The organism is Enterococcus sp. AZ095b, from assembly GCF_051714725.1.
Lineage (GTDB): Bacteria > Bacillota > Bacilli > Lactobacillales > Enterococcaceae > Enterococcus_B > Enterococcus_B pernyi.
Genome location: NZ_JBIOSL010000001.1, coordinates 561,666 through 583,235 on the forward strand (window position 1 = coordinate 561,666; position 21,570 = coordinate 583,235).

Consider the following 21,570-nt stretch of genomic DNA (forward strand, 5'->3'; position numbering starts at 1 on the left):
AATGAAATTACTTAATGCTACACATGGGATCAAAGGTGAGCTAACGGTTCCAGCAGATAAGTCGATTTCTCATCGCAGCATCATGTTTGGTGCAATCAGTCATGGAAAAACGACGATAACGAACTTTTTAAAAGCAGAAGATTGCTTGAGTACGATGTCCATATTTAGACAATTAGGTGTGAGAATAGAAGAGGAAGAAGAGAAAATCCATGTTTATGGTCATGGCGTAGAGGGATTACAAACACCAACAGAACGTTTAGATGCAGGTAATTCTGGTACAACGATCCGTTTACTTTTAGGGGTTTTAGCTGGAAGTAAGATTTCGGCAGAAGTGTCTGGAGATGACTCGTTGAATCGTCGCCCGATGGGGAGAGTGATGAATCCTTTACGTGAAATGGGTGCGGATCTTAAAGGGATCGAACATCCAGATCTACCACCTTTACGAGTGACTGGTGGGCCTTTGAAACCAATCGAATATGAGATGCCGATTGCCAGTGCGCAAGTCAAATCAGCGATTTTATTCGCGGCACTTCAAGCAGATGGTGAGACAACGATCATCGAAAAAGAACGCTCACGGAATCATACAGAAGAAATGATCAAACAATTTGGTGGAGAAATCAGAGTAGAAGATAAAGTGATCACACTTGCTGGCGGACAACGGTTAGTTGGACAAAACGTGGCGGTACCTGGGGATATTTCGTCAGCAGCCTTTTATCTAGTCGCAGCAAGTATTTTGCCAGATAGTGAAGTCTTATTGAAACAAGTAGGAATCAATCCAACACGAACAGGGATTTTAGATGTATTGATCGAAATGGGGGCTTCGATCCAAGAAATGCAAATCGATCAACAAAATCAAGCGGCTGACTTAATGGTACGTTCTGCCAACTTGCAGGCATGTACGATCGAAGGAGAAATCATTCCTCGCTTGATCGATGAATTACCGATTTTGGCATTAGCTGCAACACAAGCACAAGGCACGACGATCATTCGGGACGCACAAGAATTAAAAGTGAAAGAAACAAATCGCATCGATGCGACAGCGGAAGAATTGATAAAAATGGGCGCAAACATCGAAACAACAGATGATGGGCTGATCATTCATGGTCCGACACCTTTGCATGGGGCAATTGTTGACAGTCATGGGGATCATCGCATTGGCATGATGTTACAGATTGCCGCATTATTGACCGATGAGCCAGTTGAATTGAACCATCCAGAAGCGGTAAATATTTCTTATCCTGACTTCTTCACCGATCTAGCTGGTCTGATCAAGGAGAAAAACTAATGGCTGCAATTGTGCTGATTGGTTTTATGGGCGCCGGTAAAACAACGATCAGTCGCAAGCTTTCTATGCAGTTAAAGAAACCATTGATCGATATGGATACAAAACTAGTCGAGGAGTTTGGCTGTTCGATCAGTCAGTATTTTGAATTACATGGCGAAGCTGCCTTTCGACAGAAAGAAACGAAGCTACTGAAAAACTCATTGCAAGAAGAAGCGATCATTGCGACAGGTGGGGGAGTTATCCTACAAGAAGAAAATCAACGACTGCTGACAGATCATCTGGTGGTTTACTTAAAAGCTGATCCCGATCTTTTGATCAAACGTATCCGCCAAGATCACAAACAAGCCCGTCCGTTGGCACTCGATAAAGATGATACAGAGTTAAAAGAATTATTTTTTTCGCGAAAAAAACACTATGAAACATTAGCAGATCTTACGATAGAAACAACTGGTAAATCACCAGCAGAAGTTGTCTCAGAAATCATAAAGCAGGTGATGGATCGATGAAAATTGGTTATCTAGGCCCAAAAGGTTCCTTCACATATAGTGCAGTAAAGAATTATTTCAACGAAGGCGATTGGTCTCCGTATCAAGCTTTAACAAATTTGATTGATGCCCAGATCAACGATGCGATCGATTATGCGATGGTACCGATCGAGAATTCCATCGAAGGTTCTGTATTGCCCACATTAGACCATGTCTATGAAACCTTACCAACGATCCAAGGAGAAATCGTTTTACCAATCAAGCAACAATTGATGGTACATCCTAAGCATCAACAGATGTGGCAAGAGGTAACAAAAATCTGTAGTCATCCGCAAGCGTTGGCACAATCGCAAGTATTTTTGAAGCAACAGTTCCCTGACGTGGAAATCGAGCAAATGGGTTCGACTGCCCAAGGTGCCCAACAAGTTGCCGAGCATCCTGAACAAAAAATCGCGGCAATCGGACCTAAAGAAGCTGCGGAACAGTTTGGTTTGACCATCGTTCAGCAAGATATCCAATCGATCCGCAACAATGAAACCCGTTTTTGGCTACTAGGTTCCTCACCGATGTCATCTAAGTTACCAGTCAGTACTTACAAAGCAACGCTATTTGTAGACTTGCCAGAAAATCGCCCAGGTGCGTTATATCAAGTACTTGCGGTGTTTGCAGAACAAAAACTTAATTTGACCAAAATCGAGTCTAGACCGCAAAAAACCTCGTTAGGTGAATACTTTTTCGTGATCGAAGTAGAGATTGAACAAGCAGATACAAAATTGAACGAAGCAATCAAACTACTGGAACAGCGAGCATTTCCGGTCCAATTGATTGGAGAATATCCAGTGTACCGTAGCCGTGAGGATAAAAAAGCGACATACAGAAAATAAATCAAAGCAGCTGAACCTAGATAGCTGCCTTGGTTTTTTTTGAATAATTTTTCTATATTTGCTTTTACACGTATAGCACGTGTTTTTTATTTTTTTCACGTGTTACACGTGTTAGTATAGATATGTCAGGAGGTATTGTAACAATGCCAATGACATAACAGGAGATGGTCAAACTCTTGATTTCCATAAGTGGGTTAAAAGTTAAAGGTGGAAAAGGTTCTCATATAAAAGTGAAACTACCAGGAGTAAATCGACCAATTATTGTTCCTTCCAAGCTACCTAAAGGGACAGAACATGCGATACTGAGGCAGGCAGGGTTAAAATAGCTTTGTTCCTGCTTCTTGAGAGAGGAGGAGGATCATGCTTATTTCATATCCGGCATTATTCTATTCAGAAACAAGTGAAGGCTATGACTCGGGATTTTCTGTTTTCTTTCCAGATTTTCCGGAGATGGCTGGTACAAGCGGATCTGACATTCCTGAAGCGCTCGAAAATGCCTCTGATTACTTAGGTATTCTTTTGGCGGCTGAGATAGAAGAAGACCGAACATTACCTGAACCATCTCTTATCAGTTCATTGTCACTTATAGAAAATAACCCTTTTAAAAGTGACTCTGAGTTCATATTAGAATATGATGCTGAAAAATCATTTATTTCAATGGTCTCTGTAGATCTAACAGAATATTTAGGCACAGAGGAACCTGTAAAAAAGACGTTAACGATCCCAAAATGGGCAGATAAGTTAGGTAAAGAAATGCATCTAAATTTTTCAAAGACATTGACTGAAGCCATTGTTCGTGAAAAACTAGGTGCTTAACTTTAAAAGAGAAACTATCATTTTTCTTTTAAATAAAATAGGTTATAAATCATAAACAGATGATTTGCACACTTTTCTGAAATCCTTTAGGCTAGAATCAAGCGATAAGAAAGGAAGAGGAAAAATGGAAAAAAAAATTGCAGCAATCGTAACTGATTTAGTCGAAGATATTGAGTTGACTTCACCAAAAGAAGCATTGGAAAATGCGGGGAATGAAGTGACAACGATTGGTTTTGAAGCAAACCAAACGATCAAAGGCAAAAAAGGTGGCGAGTTCACGATCGATCGCAGCATTGATGAAGTTTCTCCTGAAGATTTCGATGCGCTCTTGATCCCTGGAGGATTCTCACCGGATCAATTACGTAAGGATCAACGTTTTGTTGATTTCGTTACTTACTTCTTGAAAAATGACCAACCGTTATTTGCTATCTGTCATGGCCCACAATTGTTTATCCAAACCGGTCTAACAGAAGGTAGAACAATGACTGCTTACGATACTGTTCGTCCAGATGTGGCTTACGCTGGCGCCAATGTCAAAGATGAAGCAGTGGTGATCGATAATCAATTAGTTACTAGCCGTACACCAGATGACTTGCCTGAATTCAACAAAGCAATTGTTGAGATCTTGGGTTAAACGACTGAACACTTTGTAGCGTTGCAAGTCAAAATAGTGATACGAGGAATAAAGAATTTTAGAATGATTTGGGACAGAAAGAATGCAAATACATTCTTTCTGTCTTTTTAACTGAAAAAGAAATTTATAATTAAAATAAGATGCAACTAATCAACCGCTGATTTTTAAATTTTTTCAAAATTATTTAACCTAGATTCAAAATCATGATTCAATAAAATATGCGCCTGAGTTTGGTTGTTTGCCAAGCCCAGACGCATGTTTCTGTTTTTAACTAAATTTTCGTCGTACCGCTTCCGATATGTGCTACATAAAACTCTGGCTCATATCCTACAACCTCTAAATAACGTGCATGGACATTTTCTTTAAAGGCGGGGATTTCCTCTTCTTTGACTAGAGCGATGGCACAGCCACCAAATCCTGCGCCTGTCATTCGTGCGCCTAATACACCAGGTTGCGCTTGTGCGGCATCTACAAGTGTATCTAATTCGATGCCTGTGACTTCGTAATCATGACGGAGTGAGTAATGAGAATCATTCAATAATAGACCGAAAGCTTCTAAGTTTCCTTGCTCTAATTCAGCTTTTGCTTTTAATGTTCGTTGATTTTCAGTGACGGCGTGACGTGCGCGACGGATCAAGGTATCATCGCCAATCAAGTCCGTATTCGCTTCGAAAGTCGCTTCATCTAATTCGCCTAAAGCTTTGATGTCCAGCTTCGTTTGTAGACGTTTCAAGGCTTCTTCACATTCGCTGCGACGTTCATTATATTTTGATTCCGCTAATTCACGTCGTTTATTCGTGTTCATGATAACCACGGCGTAGCCATCTAATTTAACTGGGACCATTTCATAGTGTAATGTATTCGTATCTAGCAAGATGGCATGGTCGATTTCTCCAAAACCGATCGCAAATTGATCCATGATCCCTGAATTGACACCAATGAATTCATTTTCTACTTTTTTTCCAGTTTGAACGAGTGTCAAGCGATCGATCGCTAAATCAAACAAATCTTCCAGAACAACCCCCACTAATAATTCTAACGAAGCACTGCTAGAAAGTCCGGCACCATTAGGGATCGTTCCTTCAATCACCAATTCAAAACCGCTCTCGATGGTATAGCCAGCTTCTTTTAGTTTCAAGATCATTCCTTTGACATAATTTGCCCAGTTGTCTTTTTTATCAAATGTCAGGTCATCAAGCGTGAATTCGATCACGCCGATTTCCTCAAAGTTTGTTGAGTAAACTAATACTTTGTTGTCTTCTCGACGTGCAGCAACGCCGTAAGTGCCATAAGTGATCGATGCAGGAAAAACGTGTCCACCGTTGTAGTCCGTGTGTTCACCGATCAAGTTGATTCGCCCAGGTGAAAAATAGTTTGTTGTTGGTTTTTCACCAAATAATTCATTGAATTTCGTTGTTAAATGTGCTGTTTTATTCATCTGTCTTGTTCCTCTCTTGCTTCAAGTTTGAATTCTGTAATCGTCTCAAATGGTGTTTCCGGTACCAAAGATATGTTGCCGAAAGAAGGGTAACGTTCTGCTCCTGGAGCGATTTGTGTTTCAAAAGTGATGCCGCCATGGTTCGCTAAACGTTGCCCGCGCATTTCAGGTGTATCTTCCCCAAAGTTGGCAGTGAAAATGACGATACTCGATGCATCCGTCCTGACACTGACTTTGATTGTTTCATCTGGACTTAAAAGAGAAGCGGCCGTTTTATCTAAGCCTGTGTCATTTAAGAAGAACGGATGATCGATTCCATCAAATAATTCTTTTTGTGGAAAGTCACTGGTGAAAACAGTCGTTAGTTTTGTTGGTGTTTGAAAATCAAACGGTGTTCCAGTCACTTCTATTTGTTCACCTGTCGGAATGCTATCTGGTCGTAAAGCAGCAAAGGCTTGACTGTTGACCCACAAAGTATGGTCATCGATTGGTTGCGTCACATCACCACTCAAGTTGAAATAAACATGATTGGTTGGGTTGAATAGTGTCAATTGATCACTGACTGCTTTCGTTGTGACACGCCAAATATTATCTTCTGTAAGAGTATAGCGAACTTCTACGGATAAATTCCCTGGAAAACCACGCTCTTTGTCGGGACTAGTCGTGGTAAATACCACAGTGGCTTCTTGTTCGCCATCAATGATTTCGTATTGCCAGATTTTTTCTTCAAAACTTGGCGTACTGCCATGTAAGGAGTGACCAGTTGCAGGATCGACAGGTAGTTGATACGTCTGGCCGTCGAGGGTGAATTTGCCTGCATCGATCCGCCCAGCAGTTCGTCCGATCGTTGCTCCGATAAAGGCATCTTTTTCGAGATACTCTTCTGCTGAATCAAAACCTAGAATCAACTCTCTACCCATGAATGTCAAACTGACGATCCGTGCGCCTAAATCGGTAACAGCGAGGGTCGTACCCTGTTGATTGGTTAAAGTAATCAAATGTGCAGATTGTCCAAATGTTTTTTTAGTAATGTCCATTTAAGTAGTCCTTTCTTGGTGCTGGATTAGTAGTTGGTGTAGGCGCAGTTTACGCCTAATCAAATTAACTATACCATTAAATGAAGCGTTTACAATGGGGCGTTTACTGTTTTTACCATTCAATCATATCAAAGAAGAGCACTTGCTTGAATGTATTTCTGTGAGCAGTATTTAACTTTTTGTTGCATCTATAGTAGAATAAAGAAAATACGAAAGAGGGTACGTCAATGGAAAAAGCGATTTTTTTGAAAAAAGAACATCAATCCATCTCACAAGAACTATACTTTGACTTTTGCGGTTTTTCTAAAACATTGCCCTTTCATTCATTTGGACCAGCTATTCGTCAAGATTATATTTTGCATATCGTGATGGAAGGAAAAGGAGTCTATCGCGTAAAAGATCAGCAATATCAATTAAAAAAAGGTGATCTTTTTTTGATTAGACCGGGTGATTCTACTTTTTATTTGGCGGATGGTGAAGATCCTTGGGTCTACTGTTGGATTTCCTTCGGTGGGGCAGTAGCCGATAAAATCATTCAACATTCTTTATTCAAAGATGATCAATACACGATGGTTTCTTCAGAAATTGCTAGATATGTGGAGATTATCTTGGCATGTATGAATTACTCGACAAAAAATCTAGTCGATGAGCTGCAATTAAATGCGTTGACGTATCAATTGCTCGCGCTCTTATTAGAAGATGGTGGCTATGTTCATTTAGGAGAACAAAAAAGTTATTCAGCCCTCGCTGTTGATGCGGTACAGTATATCGAAGAACATTACAGCGAGCGTTTGACTGTTGAGGAGATCGCAAAAAAATTATCCGTTAACCGAAGTCATCTCTCTCGTGTGTTCAAAAATCATATGGGGATCAGTATCAAAGAATATATGATTGGTGTTCGCATCAATCGGGCAGCGTTTCTCTTATCTCTGACGGAAGAATCCGTTGAAGCAATCGCTTATCAAGTCGGCTTCAATAGTTTGGTCGTATTTAGCCGCATGTTCAAGAAATTCACTGGTGAGACGGCGACAAACTATCGTAGACGAATGAATAACGAAAAGATCAAAGGAGTTTCCGCAGAACAATTAAAAAAGCAATTAGAAGAACAAGCCATCATTTCTTGGGCGACCTAAGACATAAAGGCATTGTTGACTGGGTTTTTCTTGGGATATGCTAGACTAGAAAACGGGAGGAAAAAGCTATGAAAACATTGATTATTGTCAGCCATCCGATAATTGACACATCGTTGAACCAACAGTTTTTTAAAGAAGCATCCAGCCAGCTATCGACTACTTGGCATCATCTAGAAGCTTGTTATCCAGATGGGGAAATTGACCTTCAAGCAGAACTTGCTTTATTGAAAGAGCATGACCGGATCATCTTCCAATTTCCTTTCTATTGGTATAGCGCGCCAGCCCATTTGAAAATGTGGCAAGACCAAGTGTTAGAAGCGGCAACAGCAGTCTTATCAGGTAAAGAATTAGGGATCGTCTTAACAACCGGCGTGAGTGAAAAAGAATACCAAGCAGGTGGGAAAGAAGAGTATACGATCTCGGAGTATTTGCGTCCGTATCAACGAATTGCCCATAAATTCCAGATGACCTTTTTGCCTCCGTTTGTTTTAGCACAGTTCATGTACTTAACTCAAGAACAACGGTTTGAACGCCTGATCAGTTATCAGCAATATCTCACATTAGTCGAAAAACCTTCACTGATCAATCGGATCGATTGGTTTATCGAACGATTTGCGCAAAATGAACGCATCAAGGAAAAAGCACCGATGAAGCAGCAGATGATCGAAACGATGTTAGAAGAAGCCAAAGAAAATATTGAAGATCTGACATTTATACTACAAGAGATGAAAGGAAAGACCTTATAATGGATCAATGGTTGACAGAACAATTAGCCGAATTGAGTACGCAAGCGGATTATGAGGGCAAAGCCTTACTTCATGAAATGTCACGCTTATTTGTCGAAATCAATGAACGGATCGAGCAGTTGCAAGGAGAAATCGATGGAGAATCTTGGAATCATCAAAAATGGTGATTTTTCTTCAGTAATAACATAATAAAAAATGTTCATAACGCTTATTATTTGCTACAATGGAACTACAAGAAAGTTGGTAACGCTATTTTTTTACAGAAATAACAGGTGGTGAATGAAATGAATGAAGAAAATGAACAGCGTGGCAATGTTCGATCAGCTCGAAGACAACAACAGAAACAAGCATCACGCATGCGTATGATGAAAATCGGTGCCGCTGTTGCAGTAGTCTTACTACTGGTTGGTGCAGGTACTGGATTATATCTCCATAGTAGAAACAATGCCAGTGAAAACTCGGTAGCAAAGACGAGTGAAACGACGCAATCGTCCACAGCTTCAACTACTGCTTCATCTGAAACTGAAGCAACACAAGAAAGCAGCGAAGCAACAGAACCTTCAGGAGCTATTTCTGAACAACTACAAGCAGTCGTTGCAGATTATTCGAAGAAAATCGAAGATAAAACCCCAGTGTTGATCGAAGAATACCAAGCAGAGATCCAAAACAATCAAGACGGTGTCAATGGTCTTTCGGTCATTGCCAACCGAAAAGCAAGAGAACTTCAAGCCTTGTCGGATGAAGGAATCAGTAAATTAAGAGGGATGTACCAAGATGCTTCCAACAAGGAGGATATCGACCTAGATACCATGATCAATCAGCTATCTGCAAGTTATACGGCGCAGGTCGCTCGGATCTCCGACATTTATCTGCGAACAAGTGCGGAACTTCAAGCAGCGACACCTAGTAGCGAATCTTCTTCGGAAGAGACGACACCTTCGACGGAAGCGACACCAGAAACAACAGAAACGTCGGAGTCACAAGCCAATCAGTACACGGCACAGTCCACAGAAGATACGAGCAATCAAGCAGCTACAACCGTTGTACGTGAAGGCGAAGGTCCAAATCAAATTGCGCAACGGACGGGTGTGCCAGTTGAGACGATCTTGTCCTTGAATGACATGACGATGGATGATTTCTTCTTTAACCCTGGTCAAGAATTACGTTTGAATTAGGAAGATCAAGAAGAAAGATTCAACTTCAATTGATTAGATGAAGTCACAAAAATGGTTCTTTTTGCCAATTTTTGTGGCTTTTTTGTTCTAAATACGTTTCGTTCTCCACTGGCTCATCATGAGTGGGTTGTGATTGGTTGTTTTTTTGTTAAGATAAAGAAGTGAATGCAACCCGTAAAGGAGAAGATCATGAAAAAACGAGAATTCATCGTCCAAGATTTATTGAGTAAGATCTATCAAGAAGAATTTAAAGATGGAAAATTACCGAATCAACGAAAACTAGCGGAAATCTATCATGTTTCTCGCTTTACGATCCAACAAGCGATCAAAAACCTGGAAGAAATCGGTATTGTCCGTGTCGTTCAAGGATCAGGTATCTTTATCCATGAAAAATGGGTCAAAAATCCCTTGATCTTCAATTCTTTGACACGTACCCCTTATGATCGGATCCATTCAAAAATGATCAGTTTAAACAAAGCACCAGCAACGGCGGATGAGCAAAAAATCTTTCAACTTGATGACGGCGCCGAAGTTTGGACATTTGAACGTATTCGAATCGTTGATTATAAAATCGAGCAGTTAGAAATGTCAAAAATGCCGGTAGCAATGTTTCCCGACTTATCCCAAGAAGTCATCGAACATTCCATCCAAAAGTACGTGGAACAAAAAGGCTATCGAATTTCTCACTATATCACGAGTTATGACCCAATCACGACTTCCAAAGAACAATCAAAAATATTGCTATGTAAACGCGGTACACCAGCCATGCAAATCACGAACCGAGCTATATTAGAAGATGGACAAGTCTATGAATACAGCAGTATCATTGCCATCGACTACTCTGTGACTTACATCCGCCCCTTTGACCGTGAGATCCATCGTTCGAGGATTGATTGAGGATTTGAGTAGTCTCAAAATAGCTTAAGGAAAAAACTTCTGTAAAAATGTAGCTTTTTTGAAAGTTAAGGAAGAAAACATTAAAGCGAATTAGTTGATAGTGATTGTGAAGAAAGCACTGATGAAGCGTAAAACGCAATCATCAGTGCTTTCTTACAAATGCTTGATAAGTGAAGTAAGTTATATTATTTATAATAGAAAATATAAAACACAAAAAAATAACTTACAATAAGTATGAACCAAATAAGTCTTTCAACTATTTGAGCTATTGTTGATTGATTGTATGTAAAAATGATACCAAATTTATAGTTCCTGTTACTGCGTATAAAAATACTCTGTAAACCTAGAGAGAGCATGATAAGTAACTTCATGATCAGATTCGATAGCTGATAGGATTGATCGTTAGTTGTTAGGAAAAAAGTATACAAAGTTAAAAGTTGTAACAACCAAATAACTTGAACAAGTTTTCTCGCAGCTTGGGTTTTATTCGACATAGATGTTCATCCTCCTTAAAATTATTATTGTGATTTAAGTTGATTATATGCCTTTTTTAAGTCAATATTCAATAAGTGTTTAATGAGAATGTGGCATTAAATAAAAGATTAAGAAGGTCTGAGACACTCTATTGATTTATTTTTGTATTAGTATCTTTTACGTTATAAAATTAAATTTTACATAATAAAATTTGCTGTGTGAGGAGTGATAAATGATGATTAATGTAAAAGCTCGTAAAGTAGGGAATTCTATCTCTATTTCAATTCCTAAACAGTATCAGGTTAAAGCTGGATCAAAATATGTCGTATATAAATCTAAGAATGGAGGATTAATATTCACACCAAAAATAGAAAATCCATTTTTATTGGATGAACCATTTCAAAAGGATGAAGATGAGGGATGGCAAACAATAGCAAAAGAGGAGATTGGGAAAAATGTATGAACCTCAACAAGGTGATTTGATCTGACTTAATTCTACGCCTTCTTTTAGCAGGGAAATAAGAGGAAAGCAGCCAGCTTTAGTTGTTTCCTCAAATGCTTACAAGATACGTGGAAGAGTGAACGCTACACAAATTCATAGTTTTGATACTGACCGGATTATTAGTAAAGAATTTATTGATCGTCTAAGAGGAGACGATTTTCTTCAAGTCAAACAGATTTTAGATTATTCTTTAGAAACTGATTTTTGAAAACTATGTTTTACATAAAAAGCTACTAAGGTTTACACGTGTATTCATTATTATAATAATAGGAATACAGCGGAACCAAAAAAAGCTATCCTTACATATTTCGTGTAAGGATAGCTTTTTTTTGGAATTACGGTGTCACGATCGTGCCGTCTGGTGTACGGCTTTGTGTCCATTCGTGTGGACGATAGACAACTGGAAATTCTGCCGCCTGTTCTTCATTGAATGTGACACCGATCCCACTTTGTTCGATCGGATAGAAAAAGCCTTTTTTTGGTGTGGGGATATTTCCGAAAAGTTGTTTCGTATTTTCAGGAACATCGATGTTTTCTTGGATCGCCGCATTGTGCAAGTGGATGTTCAAATGCGTATTCACTGCTAAGCCGATCGGTGTGATATCAGATGGCGTATGCCAAGCGATTCGTATCCCCATCGCTTCGCAAAAGTGTGCCAATTTCAAGGCAGGCGTGATCCCGCCGATTTGTGAGACATGGGCACGCATATAGTCGATTTGACGATTGCGAACTAATTCTTTCCATTCCATTGGATTATTGAACAATTCTCCAGTAGCAATCGGGGTCGTTGATTGACTTCGCAATTGAGCCAACCATTCATTTTGGTTTGGCGGTAGAATATCTTCTAAAAAGAAAAGATTGTACTTTTCTGTTTTTTTTGCAAAACGGATCGCTTGGTTAGGATGCAAGCGTTCGTGAACATCGTGTAACATTTGGAAACGATCGCCATATTTGTTTTGGATATGTTCAAACATGGATAGCGTAGTGGACACGTATTCTTCTTGATCGAAATAAGAGCCAGCAAGTGGTTGTTCAGGTGTTGCTAAATTCGTTGGATTTCCCCCATAAAAACCTAATTGACAACGAATATAACGATACCCTTGTGCGAGAAATGTTTCGATTTCACGATCGAGGTCCTCTAGATTAGCTGCGACAGCATGCGTATACGCAGGAATTGCTGTTCGAGCTTTTCCGCCGAATAACTGATACAATGGCATATCAGCGATTTTCCCTTTGATATCCCAGAGCGCCATATCGACACCTGAAATGGCGTTATTTGTGATTGGCCCATTCCGCCAGTAAGAATTGACATTCATGACTTGCCAAAGGTCTTCGATTTGATTCGCATCGCGTCCAATCAGTAAAGGTTTTAAGTATTCTTCAACTACGGTCTGGACAGCCAAAGGACGAAATTGGAAAGTGCCGCAACCGAAGCCGGTCACGCCTTTATCTGTTTCAACTTTTACGACTAACAAGTTGTGACGATCTGGTTTGATTGCGTAACTTTTTATATTTGTAATGATCGTTGGTGTCATTTTTTTCACTCCAATATACATAAATATGAATCATGTGCATCCTCATTGAAACATGGGGAAGAACATCCTGTCAATTTGGTCTAATAAAAACATCTAAACCGACTAAAAATCAGTCCAATTTTACGTTAGTATTTTTATAAACGTTGATATTAAAGCTTTTTCATTGGTTATTTACTAAAAAGGACTGGTTTTACAAGTGGCGTTCCACATGCTACTATTTGGGTGAAAGCGGAAACAAGAATCATTGTTTGATGAGAATAAGGGGGAGAACATGTGAAGCATGAAGAAATAGCAAAACAAATCATACAACATGTGGGTGGAGCAAGTAATATCAACAACGCTTGGCATTGTATGACAAGATTACGGTTTGATTTAAAAGATGAGAAAAAAGTGGATTATGCTGCGTTGGAAAAAACACCGAAAGTGGTGGGGACAAAATATCAAAGTGAACAACTGCAAGTCGTGATCGGTACAGAAGTCGCTGACTATTTTGCACCAATTGCGAAAGAATTAGGGTTAGATGAAACAAGTGAACGAAGTGAAGGAGAGAAAAAAGGCGTCGTATCCTTATTTATGGATACTGTTTCCGGTGTATTTGGTCCGATCGTACCAGCAATTGCTGGGGCAGGAATGATCAAGGGTTTGATGGCCGGTTTAGTGGCATTGAATGTCATTTCGAACCAGACGGATACGTATTTGATCATTGATATGATTGCGAGTGGCGTATTTACTTTCTTGCCATTTTTCGTTGCTGCTTCTGCCGCTCGGATCTTCAAAACGAATCCATATTTAGCGATTGCGATCGCTGCAACTTTACAATTTCCCACCATGACGACAGCGGTTGCTGAAGGTTCGATCTCTGCTTTCCAACTGTTTGGTCTCATTCCAGTTCCTGTCTTTAATTATGCAGGAACAGTTATCCCGATCATTTTTGCGGTATTGGCACTCAGCTACATTTATCGTTGGGTGGATAAGTTGTTGCCACAAGTGTTACGAACGGTTTTCACACCAACCATTTCCCTGTTTGTTGCAGGATTGTTGACACTCACAGTGATCGGCCCGATCAGTATTCATTTAGGTAACCTCTTAGCAGCTGGTGTGGCATGGTTATTCTCAATCTCACCAGTGTTAGCTGGTATCGTGGTCGGTGCGATCCGTCCAATTGCAATCTTTACTGGGTTGCATCATGCGATGACCCCAATTGCCTTACAAAATTTTGCGAATCAAGGCTATGACATGTTGATGCCGATGATGTTCATGGCGAACATGGCGATCACTGGTGCGACAGCGGCAATTTATCTCAAGGTAAAATCAAAAGAAGAAAAGTCATTGGTACTATCTTCTGCTGTTTCTGGTCTATTAGGAATCACTGAACCAGCGCTATTTGGGATCTTATCAAAATACAAGAAGGCGTTTATGGCGGCTACAATCGGTAGCTCGATCGCTTCAGCGTTTATCAGTTTCTTCGGTGTTCGGATCTACGGCTATATTTTATCAAGTATTTTTAGCTTACCAGCTTATATCGGTCAGTATTTTGTTTTTGCGGTACTTGGGATAGTGATCGCTTTGGTTTCCTCATTCGCCATCACTTATTTCTTAGTACCAAACGAACAAGCTGAAGATACTGAGTACACGAACGAAGTGAATCTACACGCTGTAGCTAAAGGAGAATATATTCCTTTAGAAGATGTGCCTGATGAAGTTTTTTCAACGAAAATGATGGGGGATGGTTTTGCAATCGAGTCAATCGATGGCGCCATCTTTGCACCGGTCAGCGGAAAAGTCACTACGATTTTCCCTTCCAAACATGCGTTAGGAATTAAAACTAGTAATGGCGTCGAAGTATTAGTCCATATGGGAATTGATACTGTCAACTTGAATGGGGCAGGATTCGATGTACTTGTAAAGGTCGGTGATCAGGTAACCGTTGACACTAAAATTGCTCAAATGGATTTGCCTTATATCCATAGTCAAGGGAAAAAGAGCATGGTCATCGTTGTGATCACGAACATGGATCGTGTGTCGAAATTCTCCGGGGAACGAAACCTAGAAGGGCAGCACCAAGCTGGAGCGCTCTTGGAACGTGCCTTGTTGAATGGGTAAAATGAAAATAGCATGATCAAGAGAACATACGCCATCTTCAAAGATTGGCGTATGTTTTTTTGTTGATAACCTTATTTTTTTGTTTATTTAGTTATCTATATTTTTGTTTAAAGTTATTTAATTTATCGGGTGAAACATGAATAGATTTTATGCGATTCCATGATTTGCTAGGTGTTAGGGGACTTTGATAATACTGGTTTATCAGCTGGTTTTCATTGTTTTATGAGGGCTAGTGGTTTTTAATGCAGTGGGGAATGGTATGGTGGATAGGCGAAAGAGGGGAAATATAAAAAAGATTCATTCAGTGTGTGGAATTCTTCGGGTTGTTTTATTTGATGTTTTTTTTAAAAATAAATTATCCTTATTTTAAGAATCGGTAAGCGCTTTCGATGTAAGCTTAGTAGGCGATAGATATGACTGATTTAGCTGGAGGAATCACTATTCCAGACGCACCAACGATTACTGATGAACACAAGAAGCTGGTAGAAGAAGCACGCAAAACGTTAGATGACAGTAGTGAGGCTATACCATTTGCGCTATTAGGAACACAAGTAGTTGCTGGGACAAACTATTGGATCTTGTGCAAAGTCAACATGTTTGGCCCCACACAGAGCAAAAAATTAGTGACTTACAAAATCAACAAAAATCCACAAGATGAAGTGACGCTTTTGGAAGCGGAAACATTCGAGTTTTTGATTGACCCAACTTTTTAAAATACTTCCCCACTTTCCCATACGGTCGATAAGAGAAGATGTTCATTCTACTATCAACTATATGGGATTTTTATTATCTCAAGAACTGTCTTTACTGTGATAGAAAAACCATCTTTCCATCATTTACAGAATCAATCCGCTATATCCGTTGAAAGATCAGCAACGACTTCATAATAATGATCGCCCCAATCGCAGATATGTTGGACGATCGTTGAGAGTTCGCGCCCGATCTCGGTCAATTGATACTCTACTTTTGGCGGGACTACGGGATAGACTTTACGTGTGAGTAAATGATCGCTTTCTAATTCTCTTAATTGGCGAATCAACATTCGCTGGTTGATGTCTGGTAACATTTTTTCAATCTCACTTAATCGTAAAATCGGTTGTTGTAAAAAACATCAAATCAAGACGATCTTGTATTTTCCACTCAGGACGTGCATGGCTAAATCTTTCGTATTGGTAAACTCTTTTTCATGGTATTGATACATAAAGAACCTCACTTTGATTTATTTATTCGACAGCAATAGTTGCTATTATACAAATCTCACCAATGGAAGTAAAGAAATTGAGGATACTGACAAGTTTGTCAGTTTTGTTTCTCAACACAGCCTATGATACGATGAAGTGGAAAGATTGCGGATTCGCTCGCTAACTAAGAACCAGACGAGCGGAATAAGAAAGAAGGAAGAAAAATGAAAAGTAGAGCTGCCGTAGCATTTGAACCAGGAAAACCGTTAGAAATCGTTGAAATCGATGTTGCTGATCCGAAACCGACGGAAGTCATGGTAAAAATTTTGTACACTTCTGTCTGTCATACAGATGCGTTTACCTTATCAGGGGAAGATCCAGAAGGAGTTTTTCCTGCGGTCTTAGGTCATGAAGGCGCCGGTATCGTTGTCAAAGTTGGTGATGACGTGTCATCTGTTGAAGTGGGGGACCATGTGATTCCGTTGTATACCCCAGAATGTGGGAAGTGTGAGTTTTGCTTGTCAGGAAAAACCAATCTATGCTCTGCTGTCCGTGAAACGCAGGGAAAAGGTCTAATGCCAGATGGTACGACACGTTTTTCTTACAAAGGCGAGCCGATTTATCACTATATGGGTACGAGTACGTTTAGTGAGTATACTGTCGTCAATGAAATCAATTTGGTGAAAATCACAGAGGATGCTCCTCTAGATACCGTTCCACTATTAGGGTGTGGCGTAACGACAGGGTTAGGTGCTGTTGACAACACGGCAAAAGTTGAAGAAGGTGCTGTCACAGCTGTTTTTGGACTAGGAGCGATTGGTTTAGCAGTAATCCAAGGCTTGAAAAAAGCTAATGCTAAACGAATCATTGCAATCGATATGAACCCTGAAAAATGGCCGTTAGCTAAAAAAATGGGCGCAACGGATTTTGTTGATCCTAAAACACACGATCGTCCAATACAAGAAGTCATCGTAGAAATGACCCAAGGTGGCGTAGATTATAGTTTTGAGTGTATTGGCAATGTGGAAGTGATGCGTTCCGCGCTTGAAGCATGTCACAAAGGCTGGGGCGAAAGCATCATTATCGGTGTAGCCGGAGCTGGAAAAGAAATCCACACGCGTCCGTTCCAACTAGTGACTGGTCGTGTCTGGCGTGGTTCGGCTTTTGGCGGTGTCAAAGGGCGAAGCCAATTGCCATGTATGGTGGAAGATTACTTGAACGGTGGAATTGATTTAGATTCATTCATCACCCATCGTTTAGATTTTACACAAATCAATGAATCACTTGAGCTGTTGCATCGTGGAGAATCCATTCGTACTATGCTCACTTATGGAGGTGATACTGATGGAACTACAGAAAATTGAAACACATCGGTCGTTTGGCGGGCAACAAATCAAATATCGTCACCTGTCAGAAACGCTACATTGTGAGATGACATTCAGCGTGTATCTACCAGAAACCACTGTTGAAAATCAAGAAATCCCACTCATTTGGTGGTTAGCTGGTTTAACAAGTACAGATGATAATTTTAGTATCAAAGGTGGATTCCAACGCTATGCAGCAGAACAGCAAATCGCCTTCGTCATGCCGGACACATCGCCTCGGGGGGATGTTGCTGACAGTGAAGATTGGGATCTCGGTCAAGGGGCTGGCTTTTACTTGAATGCAACACAAGAACCTTGGAAGAAAGACTTCCAAATGTACGACTATCTTACGAAAGAGCTGACTGAGATCATCTACTCCTTGATCCCAAATCTTTCTGGAAAAGAAAGTATCATGGGTCATTCCATGGGTGGGCATGGTTCGTTAGTGATCGGTCTGAAAAATCCAGCACGCTTTGCTTCGATCTCTGCTTTTGCACCAATTTCGAACCCCTCAAACGTACCATGGGGACAAAAAGCATTCACCGCTTATCTAGGTCCTGACCAAGCGACATGGAGTGAATGGGATGCCACTGAGCTGATCAAAAAAGAAACAACCAGTCAACCGCCTATCCTGATCACACAAGGGACGGCTGATCCATTCTACGAAGTCCAGCTCACTGAAGAAGCTTTTTTATCAGCAGCAGAATCAGTGAAACACGAAGTTTTCTACCGAAAAGAAGAAGGCTATGATCATAGCTACTTCACCATTGCTACATTTGTAGAACAACATATTGCTTTTCATGCGAGCTATTTGAAACAGTGAAAAGACCATTGTAAGAGATGGAATGTGAGTCAGACAAACGAGCAACTAACTGGAAAATCAGAAGAAGACAGAACGATGCAACTATAAGTAATAAGCAGTGAAACCTGAAATTTTTTTTTAGAGATACCTCTTTAGTTTGACTAGATCATGCACAGAGCCACGAAAGCCAATTAGTGAAAGGAGTTCTGCCGGATACTAGTTTCAATTGTTTATAGCGGTGTAATTCTGTGAGTCAAAATTAAAAAATAAAATTAACAGGTTTACTTTTTAGAATAGATGTGTTAACTTAATTAAAGTTTCGGAGGATCCAAAGGGATTAGATAAGAATATTCTTATCTAATCCCTTTTTGTGTTCTTGCATTAAAAAATATTAGGAGGCGCATATGAAAAATCTATTCAAATATTTAACAATTACTTTGGGGCTGTGGATACTATCAATTAGTATCAATATGTTTTTTGGCCCACATTATATTGCTGCTGGAGGAACGAGTGGTCTAGGAATATTACTTGAATACCTTGTTCAAGTAAATCGTTCACTCGTCGTGCTAGCATTAAATTCAGTTATGTTGCTATTAGCAATCATTTATTTAGGTAAACAAGTATTTATGAAAGTTTTATATGGCAGCTTAGTTCTACCGTTATTGTTAACTTATGTACCTAAAATAATGTTTACTGAAAATAAAATTTTATCGATCGTTTTGGGGAGTCTAATTTTTTCTGTAGGTATGTCCATTGTTTATTCACAAAATTCTTCTAGTGGAGGAACGTCCATTCCACCGATAATTTTAAAAAAATATTTCAATATAAAACTCTCTACAGGCTTGTTTTTCATAGATGGTATAGTCATACTGCTAAATTGGAGTATTTTTGGTTTTGACCAATTTTTACTTGCCTTGACTTCAAATATTCTAGTTTTTCTAACGATGAACCTATTCTCTAAGATATCCTATAAATCTATTGAGAATAGACAAACTTCTTAGAGGTGGATAATTTAGTTATTCTTGGAGTTTAGGAGATACTGTAACGCTCTTTGATAATTTCTAGTGGATCACCGAAGCGTTCAGCGATTTCCGGAAGGCTCAATCCTTGCGCATATAGACGATTGAAGACACCTTGAATGCTTTCTGAAACTTCAACGATATGTTTATCGTAGTCGTAAAAACGAAACACTTTTTGTCCCCAGTCATAGGTCAATGTATCGTGGATCACTTCGATTTCTGAATCAGAAGTTGTAAGTAAAAAGCCTTTCCACTTGATTTTATTCATGATTTCATCTCCCTGAACTTGATCGAGCAACTATAGCATGAGAATTTTAGACTGTATTGTAAATACACGACATCTCACTTTGCTCACGACGTATCATCTAATCCAAAGGTTGTGCTTTGAACTCTTTACAAAGCTGGACAAATTCGAGTGGTGTAAAGCCGATATGTTTTTTTTAATCTTTGATCAAGTGAGACTGATCGTAGTAATGCAACGCAATTAACTTTTTTTCACTAGCGTGAGGATCGGTTAGTATTTTCAAGCAGTACTGAAAACGCAATGTAAGCAACATCAGTTGCGGTGAAATGCCATAATACTTCTTAAATAACTGTTGGCATTGCCGTGTGCCTACAACTAAATCCTGACACAAATCTTGAATTGTAGAAGCAGGGATTTGGCTAAATCGATCAATCAATTTGATAAACTGGTTTGGTGTATGTCCTTCAATCAATTGATGGAGGTAATCAATAAAATATTCTTTTTGTTGAGAATAGGATAGGGAGAAGAAATAGTCGAGGTTGAAAGGCATCTTAAACTCACTAATTGCTATAGAAATCATACTCTGTTTTACTGATACCTGAAAATTCGATGATTGCTTTTTGAAATCAATGAAAAGATCGATACACCCATCTGGAATGATCAAATCATTCACTTCGTAGGAATCCTGAGTCAAGGATTGGTGTTCCCATAGACAAATCACAAAGTCTTGTAATGAGGGAATGACAATTGCTGGATACTTGAAATATTTCTGATAGATTGGGTTGACGATATAGGGTACTTGAATTGGAGAATACATGGATCACCTACTTGTTTATGGTTCTGTTCCTTTCTATCAATTATAGCATGTTGATGAGATGTATCTGTCTATATCACTAAAGTAAGTACGCAATTGGGATTGTCGGTGATAGTGTCAGCGTATCTAGGCGAAATGAAAAAAGGCGTTGGATTGCTATTTGTCGCTAAATAGGATGCTGGTGTGAAAAAATCAAAGAGATAAGCAGAGATCTGTTAATTGGTAGAGGGGTAAATGAGTGGATTGGCTAAGGGAAAAAATATGTATGCTCAAGCTAGACAGTAAAAACCTAGGATAGATACCACAGTGATCGCTGGTTCTTATCCTAGGTTTTTGACTATTCTGACTGGTTATAAGGTTACGCATTTACCGTTCTGATTTCTCATCTTCTATTCCATAGGTAAGTGATTGTTAAAGTGAATAAAATAGTCGTTGTTAATGTTAACAGTATTGGTGAAAGAGAAAACTCTCCACGTTGATCCCAATAAATTATTTAATTGGATATGAACAAAATATTCAACATGTATTTCTTCTACGTATTATCTGACGAAGGAGAAAGACATGTTTTTTTATTTATTGGATTTGTTTTGTAGGATACTAGAGCAAGGAAGACAAAAAACGATAATAGCAAATGGATTTTAAGGGAGATCAAGAACTTGAGTTTATGGATAATAAGCAAGAATACATGAACAAATTGTTATAAATAAGTTGGTTCTATGTAAGGTGTATCAGCTTTTTTTGATCATACATGGTTAATAACTAATAAGAGTGGTCAGTTAGCAAAAATAGTCCTTTTTATTTAAAGAATGACTTTGTTGGTAATGCTGTTTATAACAGTAGGATTCATTTGGAATCCTGAAAAAAATATAAAAATGGGTACAAATGATCATTTAGAAAGCGTTGTGTAACTATTGAATAAATCATAACTACCATAAGGTTAAGAAGCAAAATAGAACGTTAAAATCTGTCACTTTTACGTTCGTTTTTTCTTTCAAGGAGAAA

23 protein-coding genes are annotated in these 21,570 nt (G+C 39.2%); 17 read left to right on the forward strand and 6 right to left on the reverse strand.

Annotated features, from left to right (window positions below):
- Window position 1: 1 nt before the first annotated feature.
- The 6 genes from aroA to IGJ99_RS02655 all read left to right on the forward strand — a co-directional run bounded on the left by aroA (window position 2) and on the right by IGJ99_RS02655 (window position 4,104).
- On the forward strand, window positions 2–1,285 hold the full coding sequence (gene aroA / locus IGJ99_RS02630; protein ID WP_438722293.1) for a 3-phosphoshikimate 1-carboxyvinyltransferase: 1,284 nt from the start codon (window positions 2–4) through the stop codon (window positions 1,283–1,285).
- On the forward strand, window positions 1,285–1,791 hold the full coding sequence (locus IGJ99_RS02635; protein ID WP_438722295.1) for a shikimate kinase: 507 nt from the start codon (window positions 1,285–1,287) through the stop codon (window positions 1,789–1,791). Before aroA ends, IGJ99_RS02635 begins: the two co-directional genes overlap by 1 nt.
- Entirely contained in the window at window positions 1,788–2,654 is an 867-nt protein-coding gene (pheA, locus tag IGJ99_RS02640) for a prephenate dehydratase (RefSeq protein WP_244063188.1), read from the forward strand. Before IGJ99_RS02635 ends, pheA begins: the two co-directional genes overlap by 4 nt.
- Window positions 2,655–2,818: 164 nt before the next feature.
- On the forward strand, window positions 2,819–2,980 hold the full coding sequence (locus IGJ99_RS02645; RefSeq protein WP_023519139.1) for a type II toxin-antitoxin system HicA family toxin: 162 nt from the start codon (window positions 2,819–2,821) through the stop codon (window positions 2,978–2,980).
- 34 nt (window positions 2,981–3,014) lie between these two features.
- Window positions 3,015–3,470, forward strand: coding sequence for a type II toxin-antitoxin system HicB family antitoxin (locus IGJ99_RS02650; RefSeq protein ID WP_010736265.1), 456 nt, complete (start codon window positions 3,015–3,017; stop codon window positions 3,468–3,470).
- Between the two features lie 124 nt (window positions 3,471–3,594).
- Window positions 3,595–4,104, forward strand: a complete 510-nt coding sequence (locus IGJ99_RS02655; protein WP_438770555.1) for a type 1 glutamine amidotransferase domain-containing protein — start codon at window positions 3,595–3,597, stop codon at window positions 4,102–4,104.
- Window positions 4,105–4,375: 271 nt separating this feature from the next.
- Here IGJ99_RS02655 and IGJ99_RS02660 read toward each other — a convergent pair whose 3' ends face one another.
- A complete protein-coding gene (locus IGJ99_RS02660; protein WP_010736263.1) occupies window positions 4,376–5,542 on the reverse strand; it encodes a galactokinase in 1,167 nt (388 codons plus the stop codon).
- Window positions 5,539–6,579 carry an aldose epimerase family protein gene (locus IGJ99_RS02665; RefSeq protein WP_438770556.1) on the reverse strand — a complete coding sequence of 347 codons (1,041 nt, stop codon included), beginning with the start codon at window positions 6,577–6,579 and terminating at the stop codon, window positions 5,539–5,541. The genes IGJ99_RS02660 and IGJ99_RS02665 overlap by 4 nt, the downstream gene beginning before the upstream one ends.
- A 227-nt stretch (window positions 6,580–6,806) precedes the next feature.
- Between IGJ99_RS02665 and IGJ99_RS02670 the strand changes: the two genes are divergently transcribed.
- From IGJ99_RS02670 to mazE, 6 genes are all read left to right on the forward strand, one after another.
- Window positions 6,807–7,712 carry an AraC family transcriptional regulator gene (locus IGJ99_RS02670; protein ID WP_010736261.1) on the forward strand — a complete coding sequence of 302 codons (906 nt, stop codon included), beginning with the start codon at window positions 6,807–6,809 and terminating at the stop codon, window positions 7,710–7,712.
- 68 nt (window positions 7,713–7,780) lie between these two features.
- Complete coding sequence (locus tag IGJ99_RS02675; RefSeq protein WP_224434533.1) at window positions 7,781–8,458, forward strand: NAD(P)H-dependent oxidoreductase; 678 nt, start codon at window positions 7,781–7,783, stop codon at window positions 8,456–8,458.
- A complete protein-coding gene (locus tag IGJ99_RS02680) occupies window positions 8,458–8,625 on the forward strand; it encodes a hypothetical protein (protein WP_010736259.1) in 168 nt (55 codons plus the stop codon). Before IGJ99_RS02675 ends, IGJ99_RS02680 begins: the two co-directional genes overlap by 1 nt.
- A gap of 117 nt (window positions 8,626–8,742) precedes the next feature.
- Window positions 8,743–9,633, forward strand: coding sequence for a LysM peptidoglycan-binding domain-containing protein (locus tag IGJ99_RS02685; protein WP_438770557.1), 891 nt, complete (start codon window positions 8,743–8,745; stop codon window positions 9,631–9,633).
- 189 nt (window positions 9,634–9,822) lie between these two features.
- Complete coding sequence (locus IGJ99_RS02690) at window positions 9,823–10,530, forward strand: GntR family transcriptional regulator (RefSeq protein WP_010736257.1); 708 nt, start codon at window positions 9,823–9,825, stop codon at window positions 10,528–10,530.
- A gap of 709 nt (window positions 10,531–11,239) precedes the next feature.
- Window positions 11,240–11,467 (forward strand): type II toxin-antitoxin system PemI/MazE family antitoxin, encoded by a 228-nt coding sequence (gene mazE, locus IGJ99_RS02695; RefSeq protein WP_023519142.1) that lies wholly within the window; start codon window positions 11,240–11,242, stop codon window positions 11,465–11,467.
- 374 nt (window positions 11,468–11,841) lie between these two features.
- Here mazE and IGJ99_RS02700 read toward each other — a convergent pair whose 3' ends face one another.
- A complete protein-coding gene (locus IGJ99_RS02700; protein ID WP_010736254.1) occupies window positions 11,842–13,041 on the reverse strand; it encodes an enolase C-terminal domain-like protein in 1,200 nt (399 codons plus the stop codon).
- Between the two features lie 273 nt (window positions 13,042–13,314).
- On the opposite strand from IGJ99_RS02700, the gene IGJ99_RS02705 reads away from it, so the two are divergent.
- Both IGJ99_RS02705 and IGJ99_RS02710 read left to right on the forward strand, forming a co-directional pair.
- Window positions 13,315–15,144, forward strand: coding sequence for a glucose PTS transporter subunit IIA (locus tag IGJ99_RS02705; RefSeq protein WP_010736253.1), 1,830 nt, complete (start codon window positions 13,315–13,317; stop codon window positions 15,142–15,144).
- A gap of 413 nt (window positions 15,145–15,557) precedes the next feature.
- Window positions 15,558–15,857, forward strand: coding sequence for a hypothetical protein (locus tag IGJ99_RS02710; RefSeq protein WP_023519146.1), 300 nt, complete (start codon window positions 15,558–15,560; stop codon window positions 15,855–15,857).
- A gap of 131 nt (window positions 15,858–15,988) precedes the next feature.
- On the opposite strand, the gene IGJ99_RS02715 is transcribed toward IGJ99_RS02710, so the two are convergent.
- Window positions 15,989–16,237, reverse strand: a complete 249-nt coding sequence (locus tag IGJ99_RS02715) for a winged helix-turn-helix transcriptional regulator (RefSeq protein ID WP_224434882.1) — start codon at window positions 16,235–16,237, stop codon at window positions 15,989–15,991.
- A 312-nt stretch (window positions 16,238–16,549) separates the two neighbouring features.
- Between IGJ99_RS02715 and IGJ99_RS02720 the strand changes: the two genes are divergently transcribed.
- The 3 genes from IGJ99_RS02720 (at window position 16,550) to IGJ99_RS02730 (ending at window position 19,492) form a co-directional block, all read left to right on the forward strand.
- Entirely contained in the window at window positions 16,550–17,689 is a 1,140-nt protein-coding gene (locus tag IGJ99_RS02720) for an S-(hydroxymethyl)glutathione dehydrogenase/class III alcohol dehydrogenase (protein ID WP_438747611.1), read from the forward strand.
- The gene (gene fghA / locus IGJ99_RS02725) at window positions 17,670–18,512 is read left to right on the forward strand and encodes an S-formylglutathione hydrolase (RefSeq protein ID WP_194179910.1); all 843 of its coding nucleotides are present in this window, start codon (window positions 17,670–17,672) and stop codon (window positions 18,510–18,512) included. Before IGJ99_RS02720 ends, fghA begins: the two co-directional genes overlap by 20 nt.
- A gap of 383 nt (window positions 18,513–18,895) precedes the next feature.
- Window positions 18,896–19,492 carry a YitT family protein gene (locus IGJ99_RS02730; RefSeq protein WP_023519150.1) on the forward strand — a complete coding sequence of 199 codons (597 nt, stop codon included), beginning with the start codon at window positions 18,896–18,898 and terminating at the stop codon, window positions 19,490–19,492.
- Window positions 19,493–19,520: 28 nt separating this feature from the next.
- Here the strand turns inward: IGJ99_RS02730 and IGJ99_RS02735 are convergent, their stop codons facing one another.
- Both IGJ99_RS02735 and IGJ99_RS02740 read right to left on the reverse strand, forming a co-directional pair.
- A complete protein-coding gene (locus tag IGJ99_RS02735; protein ID WP_375152086.1) occupies window positions 19,521–19,778 on the reverse strand; it encodes a hypothetical protein in 258 nt (85 codons plus the stop codon).
- A gap of 172 nt (window positions 19,779–19,950) precedes the next feature.
- A complete protein-coding gene (locus IGJ99_RS02740; protein ID WP_194179907.1) occupies window positions 19,951–20,571 on the reverse strand; it encodes a hypothetical protein in 621 nt (206 codons plus the stop codon).
- Window positions 20,572–21,570: the final 999 nt, after the last annotated feature.